The 15,553-nt window shown below is 41.9% G+C and carries 7 protein-coding genes; all 7 read right to left on the reverse strand.

Going from position 1 to position 15,553, the window contains the following annotated elements; genetic code table 11:
* Positions 1-4,565 (reverse strand): Rib/alpha-like domain-containing protein (locus HMPREF9706_RS02925; protein ID WP_006907882.1); only part of this gene is annotated, 4,565 nt, incomplete at its 3' end.
* 353 nt (positions 4,566-4,918) lie between these two features.
* A complete protein-coding gene (locus tag HMPREF9706_RS02930; RefSeq protein WP_006907883.1) occupies positions 4,919-10,045 on the reverse strand; it encodes a Rib/alpha-like domain-containing protein in 5,127 nt (1,708 codons plus the stop codon).
* 382 nt (positions 10,046-10,427) lie between these two features.
* Positions 10,428-11,492, reverse strand: a complete 1,065-nt coding sequence (locus HMPREF9706_RS02935; protein ID WP_006907884.1) for an ABC transporter ATP-binding protein — start codon at positions 11,490-11,492, stop codon at positions 10,428-10,430.
* Positions 11,493-11,508: 16 nt separating this feature from the next.
* The gene (locus HMPREF9706_RS02940; protein ID WP_006907885.1) at positions 11,509-12,303 is read right to left on the reverse strand and encodes an ABC transporter permease; all 795 of its coding nucleotides are present in this window, start codon (positions 12,301-12,303) and stop codon (positions 11,509-11,511) included.
* On the reverse strand, positions 12,293-13,198 hold the full coding sequence (locus HMPREF9706_RS02945; protein ID WP_006907886.1) for an ABC transporter permease: 906 nt from the start codon (positions 13,196-13,198) through the stop codon (positions 12,293-12,295). Before HMPREF9706_RS02945 ends, HMPREF9706_RS02940 begins: the two co-directional genes overlap by 11 nt.
* Positions 13,199-14,425: an ABC transporter substrate-binding protein gene (locus tag HMPREF9706_RS02950; RefSeq protein ID WP_006907887.1), complete on the reverse strand. Its 1,227-nt coding sequence runs from the start codon at positions 14,423-14,425 to the stop codon at positions 13,199-13,201.
* 22 nt (positions 14,426-14,447) lie between these two features.
* Positions 14,448-15,491 (reverse strand): sulfurtransferase, encoded by a 1,044-nt coding sequence (locus HMPREF9706_RS02955; RefSeq protein WP_006907888.1) that lies wholly within the window; start codon positions 15,489-15,491, stop codon positions 14,448-14,450.
* Positions 15,492-15,553 lie beyond the last annotated feature (62 nt).

Here is a 15,553-nt window from a genome sequence, read left to right on the forward strand (position 1 = left end):
TTTGTAACTTTAACACCCGTGTCTTGTTTGTCATCCGTTGGTTTGACAGATTTCTTACCGGATTCATCAACAGATGTCTTCTTATCTTCTGGTTTAGAGTTAGGATCTTTTGGATCGGTTCCCTTTTCTTTTTCGACATCATCAGGTACGCCATCTCCATCATCGTCTTTGTCGTGGATATCTGGAATTCCATCTTTGTCTGTATCTCTTTGAACTTTGATCTCAAATTCTGTCTCAGACTTGTTGCCAGCTTCGTCTTCTGCTGTAACTTTTACTGTGAAGTCTTTCTCTTCATCTTTACCCCAGTCTTTTACTTCTGGTGTTCCTGAGATTTTACCTTCTTTGATTTCTACGCCGTCTGGTTGACCTTCGATTGATATCTTAGCATTTGGATCATCAGTTTTTACTTCAACTTCTTTGATTGGGTTTCCTTCCACAACAGTTTGGTCACCAATTCGATTGATCTTTGGTGCAGTTGTATCTTTCTTATCAACAACTTTTACCGGTACTTCAACCTTATCAGTTGATCCATCTTTATAAACGACGAGTGCAGTACCCATTACCTTATCAGCAACTTTACTTACATCTGGTACTGTATGCCATACTACTTTTTCAACATTTTCAAGTTTTGCTAAGTTTTCGATTCCATCTGCTGCATTTGGAACTGTTCCTACTTCTGTTACAAGTGGTGTAGATACAGGAACTGGATTGTTCTTTTGAGCATCAGTCTTTTCTTTTTCCTTAACTGTTTGATATCTTGAGAGGTTGTTGGTTGTTCCATCAGGATAAGTTAGGATAACATTTCCGTATTGGTCTACTTCTACTTTATTAGCCTTAGGGTTTACATTCTCAACTTTTCCTTTCACTTCATTCTTTTCATCTTGAGTTAACTTATTCAAGTCATCTACCCAAGTAATTTGTGGTGGATTAGCAGGATATTTTTCGTTGTCTTTTCTATTATCTTCAACTGTAACTTCAACTTCAACTTCATCAGTAGTTTTATCTGGATAAGTTACCTTTACAGTTCCTTTTGTTTTTCCAGCTTCATCTACCTTTGGTTCTTTTGACCATTCATATTGAGTATCTTCTGGAAGATCATTTTTGTTCTTGATTCCGTCAGCTGGGTTTGGAACTTTGTTGATGTCTGTTGTAATTGATCCAGCTTCTGGCTCATATTTTTCGTTATCATCCTTTTTGCCAACATTGATTATAGCTTTTGCTCCGTCTGTTGATTGATCTGGATAAGTTACTTGTACGTCGAATTCTACTGATTCACCAGCATCTTTTAGTTTTGGTGTGTAGGTAATCTTACCAGTGTCTTCGTCGATTGTAGCACCTTCTGGTATGTTTCCTACAAGTTTGTATTTTGTTCCAGCTGGAGCTGTTGCAGCTTCATCGCTATCTTGTTTAGTAAATGTTGGAGCTTCTGTTGTAACTTCTTTATCTACTTCACCATTTGTTAGACCATATTTTGGCTCGATTGTGTCACCTGTACCAGCTTTTGACCATACTGCATAAACTGTCATTGAGTTTATGATTGCTGTATTTCCATCAAAATCTGCTACTTGTGAGTCTTTATTAGTTGACCAACCCTTGAATACATAACCTTCCCGTGTAGGCGTTTCTGTAGGCATAGCATTTATACCATTGTAGTTTAGTCCATTAGCTTTGTAGCCTGGATCTGTCGCAAATTTTTTGTTTTCTGGTGCATCAACCGTTGTCAGTACGCCACCACCTTCATAGTTTTTATCGAAGGTAACTCTAGCACGAACTTTACCGATCACAGAATCTGAACCAACAGCAGACTTATTAACAGATCCGTCTGTTATCGCATCCTTAGTATCGATTTCTTTAGAATTTTGATAGTTGTACGATCTGGCAACAATTGGTGCATCCTTAACTAACTTAGTACCCTCTTCGATCTTAGCTGTATATTCATAGAGTCCTCTTTGATCTGGATAGTCTTTTCCATCATATGAATAAGATGCCCCTGGTGTATTTGTATCTGATGATAGAGTCTTCGAAGATTTTCTTGTCTTAGTAGCCGCATCACCATAGTGTAATTCAACGAGTTGATCAGGTTGAATGGTATAACCCTTAATTTCTTTATCGGTATCATACACATCTTTAATCGCTGGACGGTATTGAGTATTGTCCAACAAGGTTGATGAGTTAGATTGTGTACCTTCTACCGTTAGCGCCTTGTGTGTCTTCTTAGCATCACCATTGTTAAAGCTTGCTACCTTCTTACCATTGATAAAGATATCAGCACTATTTTCGATTAGGTTACCACCATAGTTAGCAAATAATTCTACCAATGAATCTTTGTCAAAGGTGACATCTTCAGGCAGGGTAAAGGTATAGGTATCCCATGGTTTGTTATTGTATGAGAAGTTTGAATAGCTGTATCTAGATGGAGTACCACGTCTAGAGTAGACAGATAGGTCACCAAATACTTGATACTTACCTATTCTCATACCAATAAATTCAGATCCTTTTGTTTCTGTCTTAGCCCAAGGTGAAGCTTTAAACTTAACTGTTACCTTGTCACCTTTTTTGGCAGATACTTTTTCAGTTGTCTTTGTTCTTACAAATTCATTTCCTTCGCTATTGTCAGCAACTATTGATGTGTAGACATCAAGACCAATCATGTTGCGTTTAGAACCATCTTGAATTGAATTGTATCTTTCCTTCAATTTTTGAGAGTCCACATTTAGGGTAGTAACAGTGTACTGTTGGTCTGCTAATAAGGTTGAGAAGTTATCCGCAAATCCCATGGTCCCATTTTGAACGGTAACAACTTGCTCAGGCTTACCATTATTCTTATGTTTCGTTTTATATTCTTGCGGCGCAAAGAGTAGATAGGCCTGACCGGTCTCTTCATCGATATTGATTTGATCTCTGGTAAATCCTGTACGAGAACCTGATGGGTTAATCGCTTTGTAATTACCCGCTGTCTTAGAAGGTTCGATATAACCCACATAACCATCTTTATCTTCTTGTAAGGTATCTAGGATGTCTTTACTAAAAGCAAAACGATAGGCGAAGCTCTTATTGTTGATCTTTGAGTTTGAGCTATTGGTATCATCTTTACGCCATTGGCTCGCAATATATAGTTTTTCTTCATCTGAGTTATAAGATGAGAAGTTTCTAGAGCCAATGAACGGCGACGTACTATCAACCCCTGGAGACGCATATTGTCTTAATAATGGGTTCGTTTTACTTCTACCATTTGACTTGTTTGATTTTGGAATAGCAGTTGCATTGGTATAAGCGCCATACCCATCCATATAGAGGTTACTATTATTGTCTTTACCAAATTGGGTAGTCATTACTTGTGTATTATCACTATTAGTCACTCGTGATTGAAGCGTCGTATCGATATTATCAATATCCGCCATTGTCTTGTTCTTTAGATAGAATCTTAATGGTGTGTGATGAACGTTACCCGCTTGTGCAGCTTGTACCATTTGGTTAAAGTACATAATTTTCTCATTAGACACTTTACCATTTTCGAATTTATAGAATTTCTCGCTTCCCGTTCCAAAGTTATAGTAATAACCAGACCGGGTCCAATCTACAGCTTTTTCTAACTCTTTAGACATAAATAGATTAACATTCTTCCATACTCCGGAATCAGCTCTTTGCGCCCAAGTATAGGTAAAGTCAAGAACCGTATAAGAATCTTTATCGTCTTCTACTTTGTGATTTCCCACATAGTTTAATTGACCAAGTTGTTGAGCTTCGGACATATTGTTAACTGAACGAAGTCTTTGGTCTGGGTGAAGTTCCCATTTGGTTAATCCTTCATTTTTAGCTTCTTTTTCTTCCCAATTAGGCTTTTTGAAGAATTCTTTTTTTGTTTTTTGGTCTTCGTAGTATTCTTCACCTTTTTGATTTTTCTTTGCTTTGAAATCAGTGAGTGATTTTTCATCTTCTTTTCCTGCTTGATCATCATTAAGTGCCTTTTGGTCTGCAGGCGTATCTGCTACTCTATCTTCAGCTTCTGCTGTTTGTTTGACACTTGTTAATTTTGTTTGGATCACACTATTAATATGAGCATCCACATCAAAATTAGGGTTTTGTGCCACTTGAGCCTGGATCGTTGCTACAACATTATTAATTTCTTCATTTGTTAATCCAGCAGATTGTAATTGTTGGACTTGAGCTGCACTTAATTGGAAGGCTTCTGTTTGACTTGTTTCACTCACTTCATTATCTACAGTTTGATCCGAAGCAGCTGCGCTTTCTTCAGCATCTTGATTGACTTCAGCTGCGCTTTCTTCAGCATCTTGATTCGCTTCCACAGATGCTTCATTCGTTACGGGCGTCATCTCTGCTTGATCATCAGCCAAAGGCACTTCAGGGTCTGCATTCGATACACTTTCTACTCTTGCATCTCCTTCAGTCACTTCGGCCGCTTCAGCTAAGACCGTATTCGACATGAACAAGAGTCCAGCCACTGCAACAGAAGCAACCCCTACTGATAAACGACGAATTCCATAACGATTTACCTTATTAGCCGCTTTACGGTTTAAGGCATCGATATTATTTTTACCTACCATTTTTCTCCTCCTATAATTTCATCTTTAGTTGATATTGCTCACTCATTTGAGTGTTTAGTCGTTGACTGACTCATCCTATAATTCCAATCAGCTTATTGACTAAGTAATATTATTTTGTTTTCTAGATTGAATGGATGACAGCACTCATTTAAATCCAATCATTTCATATCTCCCTCTTTCAGCGAATTATTTACATCCTATAAATTAAATATAAAATGTTTATGAACTATAGATGAAATACACTAAGAATTTTACCCAATTAATATTCATTAAGACGAATAATCCTCTTTGATAGGCATAAAAAAGCACACTGATTGGGGGAATCAGTGTGCTGAAAAGGGTAGGTATATTTTTTAGTCTTCTTGTCGTTTCTTAGTGATCAATCCTAATCCTGCAAGGATGGATAGCGCTGCTGCTCCGAAGATCACGGTTGCATCCTGTTCACCCGTTTGGGGAAGTAGGCTCGCAGGTGTTGCATGATCTGTTGTCTCATTGTGGGAGTCATTGGTTTTTTCTACGACCGTGACGGTTATTTCCACTTCATCTTGGGAGCCATCCGGATAGTTCACAATTAAGCTGGCTTTTTTATGGCCAAGACTGGAGGTGTCAACCGGCTCTTTGAACTCAATTTTGCTTCCTTTCGGTAATTGATCGAGGTTCTTAATTCCCTCTGCAGGATCAGGATGACCGCCCACTTCGGTAACAATAGTCTGACCTTGAGGCTCATACTTATCTGCATCGGTTAATTCTGGTGTGCTTTCCTTAACGGTCACCTTGATTTGAACTTCATCCTGGGAACCGTCCGGATAAGTAACCACGATGGTCGCTTCTTTGACGCCCGGACTTGTCGTATCAACGGGTTGCTTAAACTGATAGCTCGTTCCACTTGGAAGATCGGACTGGTTCTTTATACCCTCCGATGGATCTAAGTGGCCATTGATTGAGGTCGTAAGATCTTGTCCCTCTGGATCATACTTATCTGCATCGGTTGAAGTATCTTCGACTGGTTTAGAGTTAGGATCTTTAGGATCGGTTCCCTTCTCTTTTTCTTGATCATCCGTCCAGCCGTCATTGTCATCATCCTTATCTCCTTGGTCGATCGCTGGAACCGTTGGATTGTTTGGATCGACAGGCATACCTGTATCTTTATCAGGAAGGCCATCCTTATCAGTGTCCCGATAAATCGTAATGGTAGACGCTGTCTTCACTGGCAAGCCTTTTTCATCAAGGACAGGCTTACCATCTTGGTCGATCACTGCGAACTCAACATTAAATGTACGGGTTTCTTCGCTTGCCTTCCAATCTTTGATTTCAGGGCTTCCTGTCACTTGACCGGTTTCAGGGTCAATAGCTAGTCCTGGGTATTCTGTCTTACCATCAATGGTCACTTTAAGCCCAGCACCTGCCGGAACTTGCTCAAGTGTTGGTGTTACTGGTGTAATTGCTTGGTACTCAAGGGCATTTTGCGATTTAGGCGTCACCTTAACTTGCGTCTTATGAGTCTCTGTTGAGGAATCAACCACCGTTGCTTCCACCGGATCACCGATTCGTTGGTCACCATCTTGATAGTCTTTCGTTGGGATGACCAAGATCTTTTCGCCCGAAGGTTGTTTGTCGATCTCCATATCGAAATTGCCCTGTTCATCCGACTGACCGCTAGCAATTTCATGACCCTCTTTATCTTTGACAAGGAGCTTGGTATGAGGGAGGCTTGTTTTTCCGGTCAGCTTGGTCTTATCGGAATTCGGATTGTTGCTTGCTTCCAGGTCCGTGACCTGAGGTGTTTCCTTAACGATCGTCTCAGCTTGACCACGGTCCTTACCATCCTTGTCCTTTGCAGGAATAATATCGCCATTGTCATCCTTTTTGCCTGGAGTGATGGTCAATTTATCATCGGCATCTTGCTTAGGTACATCAATATTGATATTTCCTTGGTCGTCAGAAGTCCCTGTTCCAATGACATTACCATCTTTGTCTTTGACAATGACATTGGTATTCGGAGTGGTCTTACCCGTGATCTTGCTGGTGTCCTTACCTGGCTGGTTCTCAGCCGATGGCTCAGTCACTTTAGGGAAGTCTTGGTCCTGCTTTGGATCTGTACCACGTTCTTTCTCTTCGTCATCCGTCCAACCATCATTATCGTCATCCTTGTCCCCATTTGCACCAGGAGCTCCTGGATTATTTGGGTCCTCTGGCATACCGGTATCCTTATCTGGATAACCGTCCTGATCCGTATCTCGGTATACAGTGATTGTTGAGGTCATCTTAACAGGATTCCCCTCAGGATCGACTACTGCTTGACCATCTTTATCGGTTAGAAGGGCTTCGATCGTAATCAGACGCGTTTCTTCTTCTGGAGTCCAGTTAGTAATTTCTGGCGTGCCGGTCACTATTCCCGTTTCTGGATCGACAGTCAAACCTGGATAAGTTGCTTGTCCGTCAATTTTTACCTCAAGTCTTCCCCCTACAGGAAGATTCGTTAGCTCTGGAGTGACAGGGGTGATCTCCTCATATTCTAAAACATTTTGAGAACGAGGGGTAAGCGTCATATGGGCTTCTTCCGGATCGAGTTTGCGAGCCGTTACAGTCACGGTCTGATCACTTTCGATCGGAGTCCCAGCTTCCACACTCCACTTAGGCTCTGTATAGCCTTCCTTAACAAGCGGTGTTGGATACTGGTCTGCACGAAGTGAGGAGCCTTTCTTAACATGATAGACCTTATTATCAACGAGCTTGTCGATTCCCTCACCTGCTGCAAAGTCTACCTTATGGTAACCTTCTGGTACAGGAGCATCCGGATGATCCGTTCGGTCAATGACATCGGGCGACGATACCTTAATCTCGGCATTCACTTGGTCACTGCTACCATCTTCATAAGTAACGGTAACTGGAACGGTGATCGTCTCTCCTGGTGTCTTAGATAATTCTTCTGCTGGAAGGCTAATAGCTCCCGTATTCGGATCAATGCTTGCCCCACGTGTTGGATTACTAATAACAAAGGCTGGCTTAGCCGGATCCTTAGAAAGAGGTACCTTGTTAAATTCAAGATCCGATTCCTTTCCTTCAAGATCAACTTGTTTGAAGCTTGGTTGTTTACCCGTGAATGCCTTGCCAAATTCGGCCGTTTCTGCTGGGTAATGGGCTTGGTATTTTTCCTGATCTTTGCGCCCATCTTCGATTGTTATTACCGCATCCGCATTCATCCGTAAGCCATTCTCAAAGACAACGGATACGGGTACTTTTATCTGAGTACCAGGGGTTAACTTGGCGGTTTCCTCAGCTGGGACGGTGACCACACCGGTTGTGGGATCAACCGACACCTTAATTGCTTGACCATCAACTTCTACCGTCGTCAAGGGTTGGTATTCTACCTGTTTTTGATCTTTCGCATTTGTTGTTACGATACGCTTAACATATTCAAATTTTGGCTTTTTGGACCCTTTAAAGTCTGGTTTATATTCCTTATTCTCTTTATCAGTAAAATAAGGCGCTTCTGTCTTGGCTTCCTGGCCAGCTTGGACCTCAATCGGTTGATAGGTCATGCCCGGTGTAGCTACCAAAGAGTCAGCGGCTAGAGCAGTCGTTAGATCATCCGCTGCAGAATTACCATAGAATACCGCTGAAGTATAGATAGCTGGTGCTGACAAATCACTTGGTATTGTGATCGGAACTGAGCCAATGCGGCCCACATGATCACTATTTAAGGTACTTACCTCACCGATAGGTTGACCATCTTTGAACCATCTGATCTTATACTGTTGATTAGGTAAGAGACCGGCAGTGTCATTTTCAGCCGTATCGCTTGGTTTTGCAAAATTTTCATGTGAATCAAAGACTTTAATATCATGCATGGGCTGAGCCGCTAGAGCTGCAAAATTGACATTATTAATATTGTAACTTGCAACGTTGTTAACACCCACTGGAAGAAGTGCATTATTAGTCAACGCTTCAAAGACATTATTTTGTGAAGTGTTTCCCCAGATAGCGTAATTATCAATCATTGGTGATACATACATGTAATCACGATTAATATGGCGATGCTTTTGCCCAATCGTTCCATTCCAGGCCATTAGATTCGCATGGCTAAGGTCTTCATCCTTTACTAATTGGCCATATTCTTCATCCGAGATCGTATGTGAGACTGCTAAGCCGGCATTTTGTTGGGTATGACTCACACCATATAAGCCTCTAAATGGAAGATAGTAATAACCATTTTGTTCCACCGTTCCCACAACCGACTCCGCAATGTGCGATCCTTTACCATGTTCTGCTTCATATTCACGAATAATCTTTTCTTGACCGGCTTTTAACTCATTAATCCCATATTCCGGATTCGCTTCTTTCCACGCATCAAAACGTCGAGCCACTTCATCATTCACATAAGATGCCACGACCTTCGTTCCAGTCGCATTCACATCCCACGAATCTTGCTTCCATCCATCAGCAATTGATCCTCTTGGGTCGCCATTCTCATACCAGACATAACCGGAAACACGACCGTAATCGCCTTGATTCGTCCAAACGCCCTCTGAATTAGGCGCTTTGGTCCATTGATCTTCTGGTTTATGAAGCCAATCATTCATGCGGGATTTTTCTTGGAAGGCCACTTGACCACTAATAATTCGGTTAACCCCGGCAGTAAAGTCCCAATTCTCATTCACTCGATTTAGACGAGTATGAAAACCATATTTATTATCTCCGGGCTTGACCACTTCATAGTTTTCTGGGTTTGGATTGTCCGCCCATGTGCGAATCGAGAAATTAGGATTTGCCGCTAATTGGAAGTGATGGACATTGCCGAATTTATCCACTTCGGAATTTTGGAAGTTAAAGGTATAGCTTCCATCTGGTCTTGAGACCGTCTTATAAACGTGCGATACATAACCATCATAATCTACCCATTGTAAGTAGACATTCACCCCACTCAGGGTCTCTGTGCCAACACTACTCAACTTATTATGACGGTATAGATAGACAGTTCCAGAGTAAGACTGGGTATCTCCAGATTGGCCTGGGGAATAAATGGCTTCTTTTTGAACTTCTTGAATGTTAGCCGATCGTAAGGCCGGTTCCCCCAAGTAAGCTTTAGAGACAAGTTCTGGACTTGATTCATCACTCAACTCTTCTATTCCTGCAGTGTCCTTATCGAGGTCTTGAGCCTTTAATTCAGGATCAGTGGCTAACGCTTCGGTCTCGGGTTCAGCCTGGTCAGTGGCTTGCGACTCGCTTTCAGCTTGATTGTCTTCATTGTCAGAAGCTAGCTCTGGATCACTTTGGGCATCTGTTTCCAGTGTTTCTGCCTGAGGGGCATTCCCACTTTGATCCAATTCAGCAGCTTGAGCAAAGTGGGTATTAGCCATCATCAACCATCCTGCGACAGCCACAGAGGCTACCCCAACACTTAGACGACGAATACCGTAGCGTTCAATGCGATTTGCTTCTTTTTGACGAAGCATTTGGTCATTGTTTTTTCCTACCATTTTGTTCCTCCTATAATCTCTATGAGTCCTAACAAGTTATATGTGCAAACTTGTTTACTCTCTTTATTTACCTTGTTATTAATTCGTCTCCAACTAGCCTGACTTGTAATAATTAGTCTCCCTCACAGGCAAACAATGGTCTAACGGATCAATAACATTACCGAATCAACCTCAACAAAGATCCTCTTCTAAGCTTCAAAAGATGATACTTAGTTCGATTGATCTGATCCGTGTTGAATTGATTCACAGATAACCCTCTTTTTAGTATCATCCTTTGGAAGATTAATCCATAAAAAAATCAAGGTCATCTTCTATAAGATAACCTTGACACATCAGATTCACAATTTCATTCTGGCATAGTCCTAGTCCAAATTGGAAATCCTTAACCCCTCAAAATTAAGCAATCCGAAAGATAAACAGAAAGGACTAGGGCTTGTCCAGGCTGAATCGATAGATCTTGCAGGGTCGAATCATGAACCCAAAGACTTTGCTTGAGATCTGGCAGCTGGACTTGTAGTTCTTGATATTCCGGATAACGAACAACCCGGTCTAAAGTAACTGGGGCTTGCCACTTTAATGGTGACGAATCCCTGGCTGAATCTGTAGCTAATTGGAGACTAGCCTGACTTGGTCTAAAACAGAGATAGGCAGGACCCGGACTCAAATTCGTCTGAATGGCTAGGGGTTGACCTTGGTAGAGGACTCGACCTTCTAAGTCTACGTCAACTGGTAATTCATTGAGTTTTCCTAAAAACTTAGCGAGATAACGGCTAGCTGGTTGATTCAATAAATCAGTCGGTGAGGCCAGTTGCTGGATCTGACCTTGATAGAGAAATGCCACCCGATCGGCATACTCGACCGCTTCCCGCTTATCATGCGTCACCAAAATAGTCGAGATTCCCTTAGCCTTAACCAACCGATAGACCAAGGCCCCCATTTCCCGTCTTAAGGGTTCATCCAATCCAGAAAAAGGTTCGTCCAATAAAAGGACTTGCGGATCATAGGCTAAACTCCGTGCTAGAGCGATCCGCTGCTGTTGCCCTCCGGAAAGTTGACGGATAGCATAATGCTCATAGCCAATTAATTGAACATCGGCTAATAGACTTTGAACCGCTTGGTTGATCTCAGCCGCCTTTAGCCCTTTTAAGCGCATCGGAAAAGCCAGATTATCATAGACATCCAGATGAGGAAATAACCGCAAATCTTGGAAGACGACCGCAATGGGACGTTGGTTAGGAGCTAACTGATCGATCGCTTGTCCTTCTAATAGGAGCCGTCCTTCCTGGATGGGAATAAGCCCCGCCAAAGACTTGAGCAAGGTCGTCTTCCCAGAACCAGAAGGTCCTAAGAGTGCCAAATATTCACCTTTTTTGAGTTCAAAGTCGATCCCTTGTAAGATGGTTCGATGATTCAATACCGTCGTTAATGCTTGAATAGTAAGTGACATAGTAAAAGCTCCTTATCTAATAGAAGTCTATGGCTTGATAACGTCTTTTTAGCAGGTAATTGATCCCATTAAAGACCGCTAACACGATCAGAGTAATCCCCAAGAAGAGTAAGGCATAATTACTTGCCAGGGTCCGGTCGTTACTCTGCAAATAGGGAAAAATCCAAATCGTTAAAGTCTGGACCTGCCCCCCACCGATCATCAGCGTTAAGAAATATTGACTAAAAGAAACAATATAAGCCATGGATAAGGCGGTAAATAACACCGGACTTAATAATGGCAGGGTCACCTTGATAAAGGCTTGATAAGGCTTAGCTCCTAGTAACCAGGCCTGCTCTTCGTGGCGAATCCCAACTGCTTGATAGGCATCAAAGATTAAGTAGGCACAATAGGGCAAGGAATAGACTAGATGAACTAGAATAATACCGGATAGTTTATTGGCTAAGCCCCACTCAATCATCTTTTGATGAATACCAGTCGCAAATATCATAACTGGGACAATAAAGGGCAAGGCCAAGCTAGCTCGAATCAATCGCCGCAAGAAGGGATCCGCTAAGACTAGAGCTCTGGCGGATAATAGTGCGATTGTCGTTGACAATAGAGCCACTATTAAAGAAAGACTCATCGAAGTGAAAATGCTCTTGAACAGTCGGTCTGACTGGCGAGTCATATCCTCCCAACCTCTTAAGGAGAAATGCTGCGGCCATAAGGCTGGCCAAGGCCAACGTGCCGTTACACACCAAAGCAACAAGACCAAAATTGGACTGACTATACTGACCAATAAGACCAAATTCAAAATCTTACGCTTCATGTTTAGCCCTCCTTTTGACTTGCCAAGCCCTTTTAAGTTGAGGCCAGGAAATCAAGCCATAGAATAGCCCAGATAGAACCAAGCCCATCGTCAGCAGGATCCCATTATAAGCCATGGCATAGGGGCGGTGGTGAAGATCAGGATGACCGTAGGCCTCATAGGCCATAACGGGCAAGGCTTTAGGCGTTGTCGGTCCTAAGAGTGCCGGTAGTTCATAAGAGCCTAAGCTATACATAAAGATGATAAAAAAAGCTGCAAAAATCGTTTGCTTGGATAGTGGTAGAACAATACGCAAAAAAGCTTGACGGTGATTCGCCCCTAAAGTCCGTGCTGCTTGTCCTAGGCTAGACCCTACGGCAGCGACCATCGGATAGACATAGAAAACGACAAAAGGCACTTCCTTCCAGAGAAAAGCAATAATAATCCCCCAGGCATTATCCGAATAAAGCACCTGATTAAAAAGCGACTGTGCCTGATCAAAGCCCAAGGCATAAAACAAACGAGCCAAGATCCCAGTTCGCCCTAAGAATTGCATGGCAAACAAAGCAACAATGATGTGTGGAATAATGATCGGAATCCGTAATAGACTTTCCGTCCACTGTGTCTTACCCACTGCCGAAATCCAAATATAAATGATTCCCAGGCCGAATAAGAGCGATAAGAAGGACGATCCCAGAGCAATTCGTAGCGAAAAAACCATGGCTTCAATCAAACGTGGGTTAGCCAAGGTCTCACGGTAATAGTCCGTTGTAAAGTCTGTTAAACCTAAAGAAGGAATGATGCCAAAAGATTGCACCATTCCTACAATTACACCGATCATTAAAAGAGTGGTCACCAAAAGCTGCGGCATAAATAAGAGCCAAGCCTGGCCTCTTTTAAATAGGGATCTGTTCATTTACTTACCTGCTACTTCTTCTAACCAGATCTCTTCAATAATTGGTACTAATTGTGCAGGCATTTCAGGAAGACGATGGTCTAATAGCTCGTCTTGACCAAGTGTTCCTTTACCTGGGTCCACTTCGTCAAAAGCCGCTTTTTGTTCTTCTGTCAATTGATCATTCTCAAGAACTGGTATTTCACCAATCTCTTTGTATTTAGACAATTGCATTTCAGGCGATAACATTTCATTAATCGCTACAATGGCTGCCGCTTTATGACTAGCATTCTTACCAATAGCGATAAAACTAGTATTTCCGATAGTTCCTTTATCAAAGACGAAAGATACTGCCGTTTCAGGATAGGCTCCTTTTTCGATTTGGTTAGCAATTTCGTAAGCACCGTAGGTTTGATAGAAGGCTACTTCTCCGTCCATGAAGAGATTATTTAAAGCAGGTGCGTCAGCTGGATAAGTCTTACCTTCAGACCATAAGTAAGGCTTCAATTCATTCAGATAGTCAAGGACTGGTTGAATCGCTGCCTTAACGACTTCCTTATCGGCTTCCATATCTTGGAATTCTTGGTAATCAACGAATTCATAGATAATATTACGAACAAAGGCTGATCCCGTAAAGTCTGGTAACGCAGGATAAGTAAAGGTTCCAGGGTTAGCTTTACAGTATTCCAATAATTCTTGAGCTGATTTAGGAGTTGCTTCTGTCACGGCACTATCCTTAATGAAGACTAATTGAGCCTTGGAATAAGGTGCTTCAAAACCTTCGATCGGATAACCAAAGTCGTGGGTATTTTCAGGATCATCCGCTTTAACAAAGTCTTTGTAATTAGGCATCTTATCGGTGAATGGTCCATATAGAAAATCATTCTCACGTGCTGTCTTAAAGTTTTCACCATTAATCCAGATCATGTCAATATCACTTTCACTGGCGTTGGCTTGTTTTTCATTGGATAATTGAGTTAAGATCTGATCAATATCCATTGGCACTCGGTTAAGGGTGATGTTGTATTTTTCCTTAAGGGTTGGTCCATAGACTTCGTCCAACCATTGGTTCAAACTATCATCGCCACCCCAACCATAGAAGTTGACGGTTTGACCGTCGGCTTCTTTTAACAATTCTTCATAAGATAGATCATCAATCGAGCTTTCTGCTTGAACTTGCGCACATGTTGGTACAAACAAGGTCCAGGTAAATAATCCGATTAATAATGATTTAATAATTTTTTTCAAAAGTTTCGCTCCTTTATAATCACTACTTACTTTCCATACCCTCTTTGAGATCTTTTACTTTGACATATTGCACGTCGTCTGACTTTGGATCGCCCACTTGAACATCTAAGTCGTCATGCATTTGCCATTCGTTCCAACCACCATCAAACATGGTTGCATCTAGACCACGTTCATACATCATTAACCACGGTAAGCAAGATCTCCAACCTGTTCCACAGTAGAAGGAAAGATCGTTATCCGCACCAAATCCTTCTGCTTCCCACATAGCTAGAATCTCATCAAAGTCTTTATTAGTGCCATCTTCATTCTTGTAGTCTTTCATATCGGAGATATTGGCTTCGCCACTTCCTCTTAGGCCAGGGCGTCCCCAAACAGCCCCTTTCGGTTCACCGGCTTTTGGAATGTAGGAATAACCAGATTCTAGACCCAACCATTCTCTTTCAGAACGAAGGGAAACAAGGCGGAAGTTATCATTGTTTGCTAATTCGTCAACTGTTTGGTCTAAACTCAATAAGTATTCTGGGTGAACGGGTGCTTCTACCCCAAAATCATCTACAGGGCTTGGCTTCACTTCTTCAGCTTCCAAATCATAGCCGGCATCTTTCCATTGTTTAAGACCGCCGTCTAAGATCTTCACATCAGCAACCCCTGTATAAAGAGAAGCATAAGCGACACGGTCTACGCCTGTATCTGGTCCGTAAAGGATCAATTGGTTATCATGAGTCACTCCATAGTCTGCCAAGGCTTTTGCTAATTCTTCTGGTGAACGAAGATTCCAGACAGGTCCTTCTTCGAACTTATCTGTATTGATATGAATCGCTCCTGGAATATGTTCTTTTAAGTAATCAGGTGAAGCATCAGCTTCTCCCCAAGTTACTTCTGCTAAAACCACTTTTTCAGGATTTTCATCCAAGCGTTCTTTTACCCAGTCTGCCGTCACATATACTTGCTTATCCTCCACAACTGGATACTTAGCCCCTTCTTCTTGAGCCTTCACACCAACTTGAGGAATCACCATACCTACGACCGCAATTAGGGTCAACAACATAGCCACTATTTTTTTCATAAAGCAGCTCCTTTCTAAAATTGTCGCCTCATTTTATCATGGAACAATCGCCTGCTCAACTG

The organism is Facklamia hominis CCUG 36813 (genome assembly GCF_000301035.1).
Classification (GTDB): domain Bacteria; phylum Bacillota; class Bacilli; order Lactobacillales; family Aerococcaceae; genus Facklamia; species Facklamia hominis.